Consider the following 16,409-nt stretch of genomic DNA (forward strand, 5'->3'; position numbering starts at 1 on the left):
CGGCTGCCCACGGACATCCTCAAGAGTGCTGCCCCCCGACCTCTCCCGACGCCGCGGTTGGCCGCGCGCACGCCATCTCCTGGGCGGCCATCACCTCGTCGCCGTGTTCGAGGGCCCAGGCGCCGACGGCGTCTATGGGTATGAGCAAGGTCCGGCCCAGAGGCGTGAGTTCGTATTCGACCCGTGCGGGCGTGTCGGGGTGGGCGTGCCGGTCGATCAGGCCGTTGAACTGCAGGCGGCGCAGCGTTTCGGTGAGGACCTTGGAGCTGATTCCGCCGATCCGTTCCCGTAGCTCGACCGGCCGCTTGGGACCGTCGCGCAGTGCCCAGAGCACCACGGCGTTCCAGGTGTTGGACAGCAGGTCGAAGGCGAGGCGGGCGCGGCAGTCGGCGAGGAAGGCGTCGTTGGTCATGTACCAAATGGTGCCCGGACGTCTCTCTAGCGTTTCTGTGAACGGTCGGTACGGACGCGGAGAGGGAACGTGCGATGAGGATCGGTGTACTGGGGACGGGCAACATGGCCGATGCGCTGGCGACCCACTGGGTGCGCGCCGGGCATCAAGTGACCATCGGGGGGCGTGACCAACGCAAGGCGGGGTTGCTCGCCGCGCGCATCGGCGGCGGCACGAGGTCCGGCAGTCTGCATGATGCGGCCGAGTCCGGTCAGGACGTGGTGCTGGCCGCGCTGCCTTTCGGGGTCGGGGCCGAGGTGGCTCGGGAGCTGCACGCCGTGCTGGAGGGCAAGGTGCTGCTCGACTGCTCCAACCCCGTCGGTCCGGGCTTTCGGCTGCTGACGCAGCAGGGTGTTTCAGCCGCTCAGCAACTGGCCGCGACGGCACCGGGGGCTCACGTGGTGAAGGCGTTCAATCTGTGTCATGAGGACGTGTGGCGGATGCGGCCGCCCGTCTTCGGCGGCCGGCCCCTTGCCGTGCCGGTGTGCGGGGACGACGACACCGCCCTCGCGCGCGTCCGTGAATTGGTGACGGACTTGGGCTGCACACCCGTTGCCGGTGGTGGTCTCGAACGGGCGGGGCTGCTGGAGGCTACGGCCGCGCTGTTCATCTCCCTGTGGGTCGGACAGGGAGCGGACGTGCAGGCCATCGCGCCTCCATTGGCGTACGCGACGGGCCCGAGTCAAAAGGCAGCGGAGGGCGGTACGGAGGTCTGAGTCAGGGCCCGGGTACGACCTCAGTGCCGTGTGCGTCAAGGTTGGACGTCGAGCACCTCTGACACCCGGGCGACGCGGGGTTCCGGACCCTTCGGGCCGTATCCGAGTCGCAGCATCCTCTGTGGGTCGCCGGTCCCCGTCACCGGGTGTCGAAGTGGCCAGCCGCCGGCGGGAAGGTGCCTCCATCAAGATCCTGGCCAGGATGGCCGACGAGCAGGAGCGGTTCGAAGCGGTCTCCCCCACCAGCCCGCGCGGAAACTCTGCGCGGTGGACCTACGACAGCGCGCGGCGGTGGGAAGCTGGAAGGTCGACTCCCCGGAGACCGTCCAGGAGAAGGTGGAGGCCATTCATGACCTGGCCACCGACGACACACCATCGGCCGCGGCATTGCCCGTGTGCGCGCCGCGGCGGACTGGTTCGGAAACGCCGTCACCTGCGGCGAGGTCGACCTGGACGAGCAGCTGCAGCAGCATCAGGAGCTGCTGCTGCAGGGCTTGGGCGAGTAGCGATGGGGCGGGGCGCCCCCGCTCACGTCCGCGCCGAAGCGATCCTCAGCGCCCTGCTGGAAGCCCCCCGGCCGGTCTGACCGTCGCCCAGCTGCTGTCCGTCACCGTGCAACCCGAGGATCACGGGATCTCCGCGGTCGGCGACGATCCGTTGCGGACGGTGCCCCAGTGGATGCGTGTCTCGTTGTGGATGTGCCAGATGTCGTCCTCCGAGAGGAGGACCGATACCACCCCCGGGAAGGCCTCCTCGAAGTAGATGTAGGGCTTCCGGTTGTCGATGCGGGGCGAGTGGTAGTCGAGCCGGTCCTGCATGCCGTGCTGGGCGGTGACCGGGGTCGCGGGATGGTAGGTGAGGATGTTGGGGCTGGCGAGGTCGATCAAACCGTCGTCGATCAGCCGCCCCACCTCGTGGATGGTCTCGTCGATGCTGGCGCGCGTCTCTCCGTCCAGGCCGAAGAGCACCGAGGTGCCCAGTTCCAGCCCCTGTTCCTTCACCAGCCGGGCCGCCTCCCTGACCTTCGCCTTCCAGGGGCGGGTCTCGTCCCGGCGGAGGTTCTTGTGGATGTGGTCCATGACCTGCGTCGACATGCTCTCGATGCCCATGTAGACATAGGTGCACCCCGCGGCCTTCATCTTCCGCAGGATCTCGGCGGACTGCTCGGACGAGTGCAGGGCCACGAGCGTGTCCACGGTGAGCTGGGCCCCCCACTGGAGCCCGCGCAGCCGTTCGAGGTCGTCGGGATCGCCGAGGCGCGCCCGGAAGCGGGCAGGGATCCGCTCGCCGTCCACCGCCCGCAGCTCGGCCAGTGCGTCGCAGAACTCCGTGATGTCCCGGTACCGTCCGCTCCAGAACACCGAGTCGTCGAAGAAGAGCGACTCGGCGCCGTAGTGGACGTACTCGCAGACCCGCTCGACCGCCGTGCTGACCGGGTCGTGTTTGAACCGCTTCAGGGTGCCCGCCACCTGCACCGACTCCGAGCAGAAGTTGCAGCGGTACGGGCAGGCGTTGGACACCATGAAGTGGGCTGTGCGCAGGACCGCGCCGGTGTCGGGTGCGGTGAAGATCGGGAAGCGCGAGCGGATCGCGAACGCCTCGTAGGGCGAGGGGAGTTCGGCGAGGTCGAGCGTGCGACCGCGCAGCGGTACGGCGTCGAAGCCGTCGTCCGAGGCGAGGACGGCCAAGGCCTGGCCCGGGCCGGCGCCCTCCTCGGCGAGCAGGCCCTGGAGGAGTCCGAGAACGCGATCGCGGTCCACCCACTGCCGGTCGAGGTCGACGGCGAGGGCCACGGCCCGCATCAGCAGGTCCACCGCATGATGTGCTTCGCCGGTCACGACGGCGTCGACGACCCGGGGTGCCCTGCCCTCCTGGATGACGGACAGGGGGCTGCTGGGCTTCAGGACGAGCCTCAGGCCGTCCGGCGTACAGGTGATCGTCTCGTCCGCGTGCCGGCCGCCGAGGATGACGAAGGCCTCCGGGAGTTCGCTCTTGACGAGGGAGGCGATCTCCAGCGCGTAGCGGTGTGCGGGCGAGACCGCGCTGATCAGAACCACCCGAGGCCGCACCTCGCGAAGCAGCCGGATCCAGCGCACCCTGGCCGCGTCGTCCCAGACCCGCGGGTCGAACACCGTCTGGTCGGTGTTGGGGTCGCTGCCGTACGGCCGGTGACCGTCCGCCCCGGCGGCCAGCCGGTACTCCTTGGACGGTAACCGGGTCCACTCGGGGGCGAAGTCGGTGTAGTGCGTGGCCTCTGTCAGTGGGCCCGCGTCGTCGACGGCGCGGTGCACGGCCACGGAGAGCGCCGTGTAGAGGCACATCGGATCACCGGGGTAGGTGATCTCCCCCTCGGCCTGGGTCATGACGGGTGCCAGGACCGACAGCACCGGGAAGTAGCGGCGTGCCGTGCGTCCCCGTGCCAGGTCGTCGAGCAGTCTCTCCCGGCGTGCGCGGCGCAGTCGCCGGAAGGAATCGACGTCTGCGGCATCTCCCGGCTGGCGTACGCGTATATTCCCGCCGGTGAATTGCTCGATTTCGACAGTTTGATTGGTCATCAGCCCTCCGGCTCGTTAGACGGCACTGATTGAGTTGGCCGTCTGATCCCGGTTTCGCGGGTCCGACACGGAGCACCTGATAATCGGTTCGACTGGCGTGGTTTGTCGACCGTGCACGTAATCAAGAAAACCCCCGTGATCTTTGTTGTCACCTTACTGGGCGGCGCCCGGTGCGAGTCAACAGGACAAAGAAGACAGTCACTTCGACAGACGCCGGACAGCGGTGTGCATACGGTCCAACGTTTCGTCCAGCACCTCGAGGGAAGTGCCGAAATTGAGGCGCACGAATCCGTTTCCCGCCGCGCCGAAGGACGGTCCGGAGAACAGCAGCACCTTGGCCTCGTCGCGGAAGTAGGCCATGGGATCGTCGCCCAGGTCCAGGCGGCGGCAGTCCAGCCAGGCGAGGAATCCGGCCTCCGGAATCCGGTAGGACAGTCCCGCGGGGAGCCGCTCGGCCACCCTGTGGCGGTTGCGGTCGAGCAGTGCCATCACCTCCTCCAGCCAGGAATCACCCGAGGTCCAGGCGGCCTTGAGCGCCTCGACCGCGAGCACGCCCACCTGACCGAAGAGCAGGCCCCGCCGGGAGTCGACGGCCTCGCGCACGGCCTTCGGGCCCACATGGGCGACCGCGCAGCGGATCCCTGCCAGGTTGAACGCCTTGCTGCCCGAGGTCAGGGTGACGGTGCGGGCCGCCACCTCGGGGCCCAGCGAGGCGAACGGGATGTGCCGGTGCGGAGCATGGGTCAGATCCGCGTGCACCTCGTCCGAGACGACCAGCAGGTCGTGTCGGAGCGCCAGTTCCGCGAGCGCCTCGAGTTCGGCACGCCTGAACACCCTGCCCGTGGGGTTGTGCGGGTTCACCAGGAACAGGGCACGGCACCGCCCGGGTCCCCCACCCGCCACGGCGCGTTCCATCCGGTCCGGGTCGAAACCCCAGCCCGTGCCGTCGTCCTCGATCGGCACCGTCAGCGGCCGGCGCCCGATCCGCTCGATGACCTCGACGAACGGGGGGCAGGCCGGGGTGTGCACCAGCACCCCCTCGCCGGGGGCGGTGGCCAGTTGCAGGACGGCCAGCATCGCCTGGTTGATGTCGGTGAACAGCCGCACGTGGGTGGGATCCGGCAGGTGTCCGTAACGGCGCCGGGTGCGCTCGGCGAACACCTCACCGAGCGGACCCCCCTCCGACTCGTCGAACCACGTCGGATAGCCGAGGTCCCCCGCGGCCCGGCGTGCCACCGCCTCACGGATCGCGGGTGCCGTGGGAAAGTCCATGTCCGCGACCCAGGAAGCCAGCACGTCCGCTCCGGCGTGCGCCCATTTCTCCCCGTCCCGGCGTGACAACTCGCCAATGTCGAGAGAATCCAGTGCCGACTGCGCGGCCAAAGCGGTGGAGTTCATGGTGCGCCCTCCCGGCCGTTCGCGATTGTCCCGCTGCGGAGCCGATACCCCGAAAGGCATTGCATCAGGTTGTGCTCCCACTTCTCGAATAAATCCTGTGACGCTCGTCACCTTGTAATGGGCGGAGGTGATCGATAATCTCGCCAACCAGTCGTTGTCGCAATGTACTTGGCAATGTGTCAGTCAGGGACCGGTTACGTGCCGAATACGCGCAGGCGCCGCCGGGAACTTCCACACGGAAGGCGGGGAATTGACTTTCTATGCCGTTCAGCTTCCAGGCGACCGGACGAGCGGCGGTTCCCAGCCGCGCTGCACGGCAACGGCGCGCCGGAATGCCCCCGCGATGTACGACGCCGACCTCGAGGCGCTGGCGAAGACCTGTGGCACCACCCGGGAACGGGTGGCCGTCGCCGCGTTCGCCGCTCTGCTGTACCGGTACACCGGCCGGAACCACGTCGAACTCGGGCTGAGCCGGGACCGCTCCTACGACACCGCCGTCCGTCTGACGGTCACCGGGGAGGCCACCTTCCGCGCGCTGGTGAAGGACGCCGGGGCAGCACAGGAACACCCGGCGGCGGGCCGCGTCCGCACGGCCGTCGGCATCGGAGCGACGGTGCCGGCCGACCCCCCGTACGAGGCACAGCTCGTACTGCCCGCCGTCGGCGAGGATCCGCCGCAGGCCGAACTGCGCTACGACCAGGCGGTCTTCGACGCCGCCACCGCCGAGCGACTGCTCGCCCATTTCCACACCCTGCTGGCCGCAGGGCTCGCCCGCCCGGACCTGCCCCTGGCGGAGCTGGAGTTCCTCGGTGAGAGCGAGCTGCACCGGATCCTCGTCGAGTGGAACGCCACCGCGGCACAACTGCCGCACCCGCGGTCTTGTCTGCACGAGGCGTTCGAGGCTCAGGCGACGCGCACCCCGGACGCCGTCGTCGTGGCCCAGGACGACCAGCGGCTGACATTCCGCCAGGTCAACACGGCCGCCAACCAGCTGGCCCACCAGCTGCGCAGACTCGGCGTCGGCCCGGACCGACGTGTCGGCCTGTACCTCGACCAGTCGCCCGATCTCCTGGTCGCCATCCTCGGCGTGCTCAAGGCGGGCGGCGCCTACGTACCGCTCGATCCCGGCTACCCGAGCGCGCGCGTGGCCACCATGATCACGGGCGTCTCCTGCGTGGCCGTCATCAGCCGAAGCGACCTCGCCGACGGCCTCCCGCAGGCCGAGGGAACCGGAGCCCATCTGATCGTCCTCGACCGCACGGCCGACGAGCTGGCAGCCGAGCCCGACCACGATCCACATCCCCTGGCCGGTCCGGACAACCTCTGCTACGTCATGCACACCTCCGGCTCCACCGGCACGCCCAAGCCCATCGCCCTGTGCCATCGCGGCGTGATGAACAACATCGCGGACCTCAACACCCGCTTCGCCGTGGGACCGGGCGACAGCGTCCTGGGCCTGTCCTCGCCGAGCTTCGACATGTCGGTGTACGAATTCCTCGGCGTGCCCGTCGGCGGAGGCACCCTGGTGCTGCCCTCGCCCGGCCGTACCCGGGACCCCGGGCACTGGGCCGAGCTGTCGGCCCGCCACCGGGTCACCCTCTGGAACACCGCGCCGGCGCTGCTGGAACTGGTCCTGGAACACCTCGACCACGCCGAGCGGTCCACTCCCGACGAGCAGTGGGCCGACCCGCGGCCGGCCGGCCGGGCGCTGCCCCTGCGCGACCTGCGGCTGGTGATGCTCGCCGGTGACTGGATCCCCCTGCGGATGCCGGACCGGATCCGGTCCCGCGCACCCGAGTGCCGTTTCATCTCCCTCGGCGGCGCCACGGAGGCGTCCATCTACTCGACCGTCTTCGAGGTCGAGGCCACCGACCCGGCCTGGACGAGCATCCCGTACGGGCGCCCGATGGCCAACCAGCGGGTGTACATCCTGGACGACGCCCTGCGGCCCGTACCGCCCGGTGTCACGGGCGAGTTGTACCTGGCCGGCACCGGGCTCGCCCGCGGTTACCTGGACCAGCCCGAGCGGACAGCGGAGCGCTTCCTGTCCTGGTCGTACGGACCTGTCCGCGAGCGCCTCTACCGCACCGGAGACCTGGCCCGGTTCGACGCCGACGGACTGATCGAGCTGATCGGCCGGGTCGACCTGCAGGTGAAGATCCACGGCCTGCGGGTCGAACTCACCGAGATCGAGGCGGCGCTGCGCGACCACCCCGCGGTCAAGGAGGCCGTGGTGACGGCACAGGCCGATGCCACCGGCGCCCCGGCGCTGGTCGGCTACGCCGTGCCGCACGAGAGCGCAGGATTCCGGGCCGACGACGTACGCGAGCACCTGGCGTCCCGGCTCCCGCCGCACATGGTCCCCGGTGCCCTGCTCACGCTGCCGGCGATGCCCCTCAGCCCCAACGGCAAGATCGACCGCAAGGCCCTTCCCGCCGCGTTCGGGCCCGAACCGGAGCGCACGGTGCCCGCCGAGGACCGACCACTGGCCCCCTGGGAAGCACGGCTCGGCACGGTCTGGCAGGAGGTCCTGGGCGTCGCTTCGGTGCGCCGGGACGACGACTTCTTCAAGCTCGGCGGCGACTCGATGAAGGCCATGCGCACCATGGCGCTGATACCGGGCTTCACCCTGGCGGACCTGTACCGGTATCCGACCCTGCGGGAGCTGGCCGGACATCTGGAGAACACCGCGCGCGACCCGGACGCCGAACCGCCCGGCGACTGCGCCTGACCGGCCGGCCGCACCGGCGGGCGGCACCGCGGCGTGCCGCTCGCCCCGGCCCGTCACGAACCCGCCGAACATCGCACCGGGAGCCGGCTGACGCCCGTCAGGAAACTGGAGACCATCCGCTCGACGGGCCCGGCGGGCACCAGTTCGCCGACCTGACTGCGCAACTCCTCCAGCATGACTCGCAGTTCCACCCGGGCCAGCGGTCCCCCCAGGCAGAAGTGCGGGCCGTGGCCGAGGGTCAGGTGCCGGTTCGGCGTGCGGGAGATGTCGAAGCGGTAGGGATCCTCGAAGATCTCCGCGTCCCGGTTCGCCGAGATGTTCCACAGCGTGACGATGCTGCCGGCGGTGATCCCCCGGTCCCTCAGCTCGATGTCCACCGTGGCGGTACGACCGATGTGCGTCACCGGAGTCGTCCAGCGCAGCACCTCCTCCACGGCAGGGTCGAGCAGCCCCTCGTCCTTGCGCAGTCGCTCCCACTGCTCCGGGTGCTCCATCAGTGCCAACGCCGCGCCCGCGGACGACAGCCGTGTCGTCTCGTCGCCGCCGATGATGATGTTGTAGCAGTTCAGCAGCACCTCAGCGTCGCTGAGCCGGGCACCGTCGGCCTCCTCGGTGGCCAGCAGGCTCACGATGTCCTCCCCGGGCGCCTTGCGGCGACCGGCGAGCAGTCCGGCGTAGTAGAGCAGGATCTCCTGCTGGGCCTGCGCGGCCTCCTCCTGTGACTCCTGCGAGGAGTCCGCGCCCAGCGCGGCCATGGTCATCTCCAGCATCGCGGCACGGTCCGAGGGCGGCACGGCGAGCAGCTCGCAGATCGCGACGAGCGGGATCTGCGCCGCGACATCGGCGACGAAGTCACCCCCGCCCGCCTCCACCAGGCCCGCCACCAGGGTGCGGGTGGCGCTCCTCACACCGTCCACGACCGGAGCCATGGCCCGGGCCGAGAACGCGCCCATCAGCATGCGGCGGACGGCGGTGTGCCGGGGCGGATCGGTGACCACCAGCATCTGGCCGCCCGCGGAGTCCCCGCCGGTGAGCAGGGTGCCGAGCATGTTGCCCTGCTCCGAACTGAGCCGCGCGGTGTCCCGGTAGACCGCGGCGATGTCACGGTAACGCGTGAGCGCCCAGAACCCCGGGCCGCCGCTGCCGGTCTCGCACCGGACGACCGGGTGCTCCTCACGCAGTTGGCGCCAGGTGTCACACATGTCCGGGTCCGGATGCACGGCCGGGTCGATCATGTGGAAGGGAATCGTGGGGCCGTCGACGGTGCCAGCGATGTCAGCACTCATGCAATGCCCCGATGAGGCCGTCCGTCCAGGATCGTTCGATCAGCTCCAGGCAGTCCACGCGGGCGGCCGGCCCGTACACGACCGACCACCCTGCCGGCACCTCCGCCGCCGCGGGCCACAGAGAGTACTCGTGCCGCGCGTTGACCAGAGCGAGGAAGCGGCCCGCCGTGTCGGCCGGGGCGTCGAAGGGACTTCTCACAGGTGTCTCCTGACAGGTCGGGCAGGATGCCGGCGGGATCGCTCACGCGATGTGGTCCGGGCCGTCCAGGCGCCGGGCGAGCACGGCGGCGATCTCGGTGAGGGGGCCAGGGGCGAGCATGTCACCGTGCCGGCAGGCGATCGGATGGCTCTCGATCCGTCCGCTCGTGTACGGCGCCCAGTCGCCCGGCCGCTCGGGATCCGGCGCCTTGTCCTCCATCGCCTCGAAGAACAGCACGTCCACGTCGACGGCCCGGGAGTCGTGCCGCCGCTGCGCGTTGAGGTTGTTGGTGAACACCTCGGCCACCGAGGCCAGCTGATCGCTCGACAGCGTGCCGAGCGGGCTGCCGTGCTCCGCCAGGACGCGCAGGGCCGCCGCCGGGTCGAGCGGCGGCGCGCCGTCCGGGTACCGGATACCGAGCGAGTGCAGCACCTCCGCGAGGGCCTCGGGCTGGTCGTAGTCCACCGGGCGGGCGTCCGGACGCCGGGGATAGGAGTCGAGCAGCGCCAGCAGCGCGACCTCCTCGCCCTCGGCACGCAGCAACCGGGCCGCCTCGTGGGCGAGGATGCCGCCCATGGACCAGCCCAACAGGTGGTAGGGGCCCTGGGGTTGGACGGAGCGCAGCTGTGCCACATGGTCCCGGGCCATCGCGGCCAGGTCCGGGATCAGGGCGGCCGGGTCGTCCAGCCCGCGGGACTGGAGGCCGTAGACCGGGCGCTCGGCATCCAGGTGGCGCAGCAGCCCCGAGTACACCCAGCCCAGCCCGACACCGGGGTGGAAGCAGAACAGCGGCTCCCGGTGGCCCTGTGGCCGCAGCGGGATCAGCACGTCCAGCGCCCCGTCCGGGTCGGCCGTCGGCGCCGGACCGTCGAGGAGGGCGGCCAGACCGGCCACGGTCGGGACGCGGAACAGCGTGTCGATGCCGAACCGGGCCCCGAATCGGGAGCGCAGCAGCCCCAGCAGCCGGAAGGCGAGGAGCGAGTGACCGCCGAGGTCGAAGAAGCTGTCGTGCGCACCGGGCCGGCCGCCCGGCCCGTCCGTGCCCAGGACCTCGCCGAAGAGGGCGGCCAGCTCCTTCTCCAGGGCGGTGGCGGGCGGCCGCTCCTCGCGGCCCGCCGTGCTGCCGGCGTCCGGCGCGGGCAGCGCCCGCCGGTCCAGCTTGCCGTTGGGGGTGCGGGGCAGGGCCGGCAGGATGACGACCATCGGCACCATGTGCCGGGGCAGTGTGCCCTCGACGTGGCGGCGCAGCGCCAGCCCGGGCTCCAGGCCGTCGGCCGCGGCTCCGGGTTCCAGGGCGACGTAGCCGACCAGCCTGCGGTCACCGGGCCGGTCCTCACGGACCACGACGGCCGCCTGGGCGACATGGGGGTGGCGGACGAGTGCCGCCTCCACCTCGCCGAGCTCGATCCGGAAGCCGTTGATCTTGACCTGGTCGTCCAGCCGCCCGAGGAACTCCAGGTTGCCGTCCGGCAGCCAGCGCACGAGGTCCCCCGTGCGGTACATCCGGGCCCCCGGCTCGCCGTGCGGGTCGGCGACGAAGCGTTCCGCGGTCAGCGAGGGCCGGCCGAGATATCCGGTGGCCAGGCCCGGCCCGCCCAGATACAGCTCGCCCGGCACGCCCACGGGGACCGGGCACAGTCCCTGGTCGAGAACGTAGCCGCGGGTGTTCCAGGACGGGCGGCCCACCGGGGGTGACTGGTCGAAGGGGCCGCCGCCGAGCCAGCCGGCGGCGTAGACGGGAACCTCGGTGGGGCCGTAGATGTTGACGACGCGTGCGCCGGGGAACGCCGCCGCGATCTCGTTCGCGACCGCGGCGCCCAGCTGTTCGCCGGCCAGCACCACCGTTCCCGCCGTGACCGCCGGGTCCAGGCGTCGGACCAGGTCGGCGAAGACCGAGGGGACCCCGCTGACCAGGGCCGGCGCGGTGACCGGGCCGGCCGCCAGGGTCTCCTCCTCCGCCAGGGCGAGCAGATCCCGGTGGATGCGGACGGTGCCGCCCGTGGCGAGCGGGCCGAAGACCTCGAAGACGGAGACGTCGAAGCTGACCGAGGTGGTGGCCTGCACCTGCGCGAGCGCCTCCGTGCCGATGAAGCCGCCCAACCAGGCCAGCAGATCGGTCATGTTGGCGTGGGAGACGACCACGCCCTTGGGCCGCCCGGTGGACCCGGACGTGTAGATGACGTACGCCGGGTCCGCCGGGCTCAGCGGGCGCGGGCGCTCGGCGTCGGTGACATCGCCGTCGGGCCGGCGTGCCTGGTCGACCCCGGGGTCGTCCAGGAGAAGCCGCGGGACGCCGGCCGCGGGCAGCGCACGGTCCGTCCCGGCGGTGGTCACCAGGAGCGTCGGCCGGGCGTCCGTCAACAGCAGAGCGATCCGCTCCCGCGGGTAGTGCGGGTCGACAGGCAGATAGGCGGCGCCGGTCTTCAGCACCGCCACCAGGGCCACGAGCAGCTCGGCGGAGCGGGGCAGGGCGAGCGCGACGATGCGGCCGGGGCCGGATCCGCGGGCGAGCAGTTCCCGGGCCAGCCGGTTGGCCCGGGAGTTCAGCTCCGCGTAGCCGATCGTGGCGCGTCCGTCGACGACGGCCGGTGCGTGGGGCCGTTCCCGCACCCGGTCCTCGAACAGCGCCGGGAAGAGGCGGTTGCCGTCCCGGGGGACGGTTTCGCCGTGCCACCGGTCGAGTCGGCGCAGTTCCGCCTCCGAGAGCAGCACGGTGTGTTCGTACCGGTCCCCGGGAGCGGTGGCCAGCGCGGTGAGCGTCCGCCGGTAGTAGCCGCCGATCTCGGCCACCTGCTCGTCGGTGAACCGGTCGGCGTCGTAGCGCAGATGCAGTCGCACCGCGGCCGAGGTGAGGTCCTGGGAGAACTCGGCGCCGAACGGGATGCTGGTGTTGGTGACGCGCCGCTCGTCGAGCACCTCCAGTTCGGCCGCCCTGTCCAGGACCGAGCGGTAGACGTGGAAGCGGGTGAAGTTGAAGAAGCTCTCGAACAGCTCCCGGCCGCCGACGGCCCGCTTGATCTCCGGCATGGGGAAGCGGCGGTGCGGCTGTACGGCGATGTCGGTGCAGTTGACGGCGGTCACCAGGTCGTCCCAGGTGCCTCCGGTCAGCCGGGTCCGCAACGGCAGGGTGTTGAGGAACATGCCCAGCACCCGGTCGCCGTCGCGGTCCTCGGTACGGCCGTTGTAGACGACGCCGGTGACGACGTCCGGGTTTCCGGTGAGCAGGGAGACCACGCGCAGGTGGGCGGCGAGCAGAAGGGTACGCACGGGCACCCCGAGCCGTTCGGCGCACTCGGTCAGTGCCGACGCCTCGTCGTGCGGCAACTCCACGGGGACGATGCGCATGTCGGGCCGCCCCGTCGCGGGCCGCAGCCGGGGCAGCGCCGTGAACGCGCAGTCGGCCAGGTGCTCCACCCAGAAGGCGCGGTGCTCCTCGTCGGCCACGGCGGCGCGTTCCTCCGCGACGAACGCGCCGAACCGGGCCGCGGGCGGTTCGGGGAAGACCACCTCGGATGTCCGGGAGCCGTCGACGCACCGCAGATAGCGGTCGAACAGCTCGGTGATCAGCGAGCGTTCGCTCCAGCCGTCGAGGATCGCGTGGTGTTCGGTGACCCACAGCTGGAAGGTGTGGTCGGTCAGCCGCTGCACGTGGAACCGGATCAGCGGGGCCTGCTCCCAGGAGAACGGGGTCCGCTTCTCGGCTGCGAACCGCTCGTCCAGGACGGCACGTCGGCCGGCCTCGTCCAGATGGCGCAGATCCTCGAAGGAGACCGGGGCCGTGACGCGGTGGTGCACCAGCTGGAGCGGTTCGCCGAAATCCTCCAGGTGGAAGGAGGCCCGCAGGATCTGGTGGTCGGCCACCATCGAGTCCACGGCGGTGCGCCAGGCGTCCTCGGACCAGGCGGCCCGGATGTGGTACCCGCAGACGTTGTGGTAGATCCGCTCGGCCGCGTCAAGCCCGCTGTGGTAGAGCATGCCGGCCTGCAGCTGGGAGAGCGGGAAGGCGTCCTCGACGTCGGCGGGCAGCGCGGCCCGGTCCTCGGCGGTCAGCAGTGACAGCGGGCGGTACCGGGTGCCCCCGCTGCCGGGGGCGACGAGGGAGGTGTGCGGGGCCAGGTCCCGGATGGTCTGGTACTTCAGGAGGTCCTGGAGCCGGAAGTCCAGCCCTCTCTCCCGGGCCCGGCTGAGCAGGGCGATGGTGCGGATCGAGTCGCCGCCCAGCAGGAAGTAGTTCTCGTCGGTGCCCACCCGCTCATGGCCGAGGACCTCGCTCCAGACCTGGACGAGGATTTCTTCCGGCCGGTTGGCCGACGCGGTGACCGGCGTGTCCGCCGCGCGGGACGGAGCGGGCAGTCGGCGCCTGTCGACCTTGCCGTTGACGGTCAGCGGGAAGCGGTCGAGCACCACGAAGGCGGCCGGGACCATGTGGGGAGGCAGCGCGTCGAGGAGGTGGTCCCGCAGCTCTGCCGCGGCCAGGCCGGCCCGCTCGGAGACGACGTGGGCGACGAGCCGCGGGCCGCCGTCCCGGCCGTCGTCGACGGCGGACACCAGGGCCTCCCGTACGTCCGGATGCCCGACGAGTGCCGCCTCCACCTCCCCGGGCTCGATCCGGAAGCCCCGGATCTTCATCTGGTCGTCGGCCCGGCCGCAGTACTCCAACTCCCCGCCGGGCGCCCGCCGTACCAGGTCGCCGGTGCGATAGGCGCGGCCGCCGGGCAGTGTGACGAAGCGGGCCGCGGTCAGCTCCGGGCGCCCGAGGTAGCCACGGGCGAGTCCGGCACCGCGCACGTACAGCTCGCCGGTGACCCCGTCGGGCACGGGGCGGCCCCGGTGGTCGAGGACGTCCAGCGCGAGGTCCGGGATGGCGACGCCGATGACGCTGCCGGTGCCCTCCTCGGCGTCCTGCGGCGAGATCGGCCGGTAGGTGACATGGACGGTCGTCTCGGTGATGCCGTACATGTTCACCAGGCGCGGTCCGTCGGGATGCCGTGCGAACCACGGGCGCAGCGTTCTCGGCTCCAGCGCCTCGCCGCCGAACACCACGTATCTGAGGTCCGGTACGGCGACGTCCGCGCGGTCCTCCTCGCGCATCAGCAGGGCGAACGCCGACGGGGTCTGGTTGAGGACGGTGACACCTTCGGCGGCCAGCAGCCGCAGAAACGCACCTGGGTCCCGGCTGGTCTCGTACGGGACGACGACGAGCCGGCCGCCGTGAGCCAGGGCACCCCACAGCTCCCACACCGAGAAGTCGAAGGCGTAGGAGTGGAACAGCGTCCAGACGTCGTCGGGGCCGAACCCGAACCAGTGCCCGGTCGAGGTGAACAGCCGGGCGACATTGCGGTGCGGGACGAGAGTGCCCTTGGGTTCTCCCGTGGAACCGGAGGTGTGGATGACGTACGCCAGGTCGTCCGGGTGGACCCGGTGGTCCGGGGTCTCGGCCGGGTGCGCGGCGATGACGGCCGCGTCGTCCCGGAGCGAGACCACGGTGCCGGTGAAGTCGTCGAGCCAGGCGCCCGGCCGCCCGTCGACCAGTACATGGGTCAGCGCAGTGTCCCGCACGATGAAGGACAGCCGGGCGTCCGGGTACGTCGGGTCCAGCGGGACGTAGGCACCGCCGGCCTTGTGGATGCCGAGGATCGCCACGACCAGGTCCGGCGAGCGTTCGGCGCTCAGGCCGACCAGGACCTCGGGGCCCACGCCGAGCTGCCGCAGGTGCCGGGCGAGCCGGTTGGAGCGCCGGTCGAGCTCGGCGTAGGTGAGCTGTTCCCTGCCGTGGCGGACCGCGACGGCGTCGGGCCGGTCGGCGGCGTGACGGGCGAACCGGTCGAGGACGGTCTCCTCGCTCGCCTCCGGTGCCGCGTGGGCCGCCTGCCCGGCGGCGGGCACCGCGAGGGTGTGCACCGGGTCGCCCGGGCTCCGAACGACCTCGGTGAGGAGCTGGGCGTAGTGCCGGGCGAACTGCTCGGTCAGCCAGTGGGGCCAGGCGGCGTCGAAGCGTGCCTCTCCGTCCGGCGTGACGGTCAGCCGCAGCGCGTGGGGGTGCGGGGCGGGAGTTTCCTGGCGGGTGACGACGACCCCGTCCGGCAGCTCCCGCACGCCGGTGTGCCTCGCGCGCGACTCGAACGCGACAGGGAGCGGGGGCTGTTCGTCCCACCAGTCGGCCCCGGCACCGCGAGGGGCAAGGTGCCTGAGCCGTCCGAGTACGGTGGGGAAGTCCGGGTTCCCGGTCAGGTCCGCGTGGACGGTCGAGGGAGTGGTGAACGGGCCGACGGCGGAGGCGAACGCGGTCCCGCGCTCGTCGCGGACCGTGGCGAGAAGGACGTCGTCGGTGTCCGCGTACCGGGCGACCAGCAGGGCCAACAGGGCGGTCAGCCCGTCGTCGAGGCGGGCGCCGGCCGCGGCACAAAGGTCACGCAGGCCCGTGAGGGCCGCCTCCGGAAAGCGCAACCGGTGGGTGGCGGCCCGGCCGTGAAGGACGCTCGGAAGCCGCGGCGATGAGAGGTTATCGGCGTCGGTGGCCGCGGCGGCGGGGCCGTCCACCGCGGCCGCGGCGTACTCGGTGAACTGCGGTGCGGGCGAGGCGGGCAGGTGTGTCGCGCGCGGACCGTGCTGGGCCTGCCAGGCGGCCAGGAGGTCGTCGAGGAGAAGGTCCAAGGAGCGTTCGTCGGCGACCAGGCGATGCAGGGTCAGCGTCAGCCGGAGGCCGGTGCGGCCGGCGGGTTCCACGGCGGCCCGCAGCAGCGGTCCCCGCTCCGGGTCGAAGGCGGCGTCCGGCCGCGCCCACGACGACGGCGGTTCGCTGGGCGCCGACTGCACCAGAGTGGTGCCCTCGAAGGTGAAGCGGGTGCGCAGCGCGTCGTGGCGCCGGACGCACTCGGCCACGGCGGACCGCAGCCGCGCGGTGTCGGTGGTGCCCTCGAAGATGACGGTCAACCGCAGCTCGTGGGCTGTGTGATCCGGTGTCAGCTCATGGGCGACGTAGAGCCGCTGCTGGTGCGGTGTGGCCGCGACGGCGGTCGGCGGCAGGTCGGCCATCGGTGCCTGCGCATGGCCCGCCTGATGGGTGCTCACTG

9 protein-coding genes are annotated in these 16,409 nt (G+C 71.5%); 3 read left to right on the forward strand and 6 right to left on the reverse strand.

Features of this window, described 5'->3' with window-relative positions:
• Window positions 1-19 precede the first annotated feature (19 nt).
• The gene (locus tag ACFZBP_RS10555; RefSeq protein ID WP_391411768.1) at window positions 20-412 is read right to left on the reverse strand and encodes a winged helix-turn-helix transcriptional regulator; all 393 of its coding nucleotides are present in this window, start codon (window positions 410-412) and stop codon (window positions 20-22) included.
• A gap of 74 nt (window positions 413-486) precedes the next feature.
• On the opposite strand from ACFZBP_RS10555, the gene ACFZBP_RS10560 reads away from it, so the two are divergent.
• Window positions 487-1,167: an NAD(P)-binding domain-containing protein gene (locus tag ACFZBP_RS10560; RefSeq protein WP_391411770.1), complete on the forward strand. Its 681-nt coding sequence runs from the start codon at window positions 487-489 to the stop codon at window positions 1,165-1,167.
• 395 nt (window positions 1,168-1,562) lie between these two features.
• Window positions 1,563-1,673: a hypothetical protein gene (locus ACFZBP_RS10565; protein ID WP_391411772.1), complete on the forward strand. Its 111-nt coding sequence runs from the start codon at window positions 1,563-1,565 to the stop codon at window positions 1,671-1,673.
• 120 nt (window positions 1,674-1,793) lie between these two features.
• On the opposite strand, the gene ACFZBP_RS10570 is transcribed toward ACFZBP_RS10565, so the two are convergent.
• Both ACFZBP_RS10570 and ACFZBP_RS10575 read right to left on the reverse strand, forming a co-directional pair.
• Complete coding sequence (locus tag ACFZBP_RS10570) at window positions 1,794-3,722, reverse strand: radical SAM protein (protein WP_391411774.1); 1,929 nt, start codon at window positions 3,720-3,722, stop codon at window positions 1,794-1,796.
• A gap of 198 nt (window positions 3,723-3,920) precedes the next feature.
• The gene (locus ACFZBP_RS10575; RefSeq protein ID WP_391411776.1) at window positions 3,921-5,120 is read right to left on the reverse strand and encodes an aminotransferase class I/II-fold pyridoxal phosphate-dependent enzyme; all 1,200 of its coding nucleotides are present in this window, start codon (window positions 5,118-5,120) and stop codon (window positions 3,921-3,923) included.
• 343 nt (window positions 5,121-5,463) lie between these two features.
• Here ACFZBP_RS10575 and ACFZBP_RS10580 point away from each other — a divergent pair, with 343 nt between their 5' ends.
• A complete protein-coding gene (locus ACFZBP_RS10580; RefSeq protein ID WP_391411779.1) occupies window positions 5,464-7,851 on the forward strand; it encodes an amino acid adenylation domain-containing protein in 2,388 nt (795 codons plus the stop codon).
• Window positions 7,852-7,904: 53 nt separating this feature from the next.
• Here ACFZBP_RS10580 and ACFZBP_RS10585 read toward each other — a convergent pair whose 3' ends face one another.
• Genes ACFZBP_RS10585 through ACFZBP_RS10595 form a run of 3 tightly spaced genes read right to left on the reverse strand, consistent with a single transcriptional unit; the run spans window position 7,905 to window position 16,407 of the window.
• Window positions 7,905-9,137, reverse strand: coding sequence for a cytochrome P450 (locus ACFZBP_RS10585; protein WP_391411781.1), 1,233 nt, complete (start codon window positions 9,135-9,137; stop codon window positions 7,905-7,907).
• Window positions 9,127-9,336 carry an MbtH family NRPS accessory protein gene (locus ACFZBP_RS10590; protein WP_391411783.1) on the reverse strand — a complete coding sequence of 70 codons (210 nt, stop codon included), beginning with the start codon at window positions 9,334-9,336 and terminating at the stop codon, window positions 9,127-9,129. Before ACFZBP_RS10590 ends, ACFZBP_RS10585 begins: the two co-directional genes overlap by 11 nt.
• A 42-nt stretch (window positions 9,337-9,378) precedes the next feature.
• Window positions 9,379-16,407, reverse strand: a complete 7,029-nt coding sequence (locus ACFZBP_RS10595) for an amino acid adenylation domain-containing protein (protein WP_391411785.1) — start codon at window positions 16,405-16,407, stop codon at window positions 9,379-9,381.
• Window positions 16,408-16,409: the final 2 nt, after the last annotated feature.

The organism is Streptomyces sp. NPDC008086 (assembly GCF_042957325.1).
Taxonomy (GTDB): Bacteria; Actinomycetota; Actinomycetes; order Streptomycetales; family Streptomycetaceae; genus Streptomyces.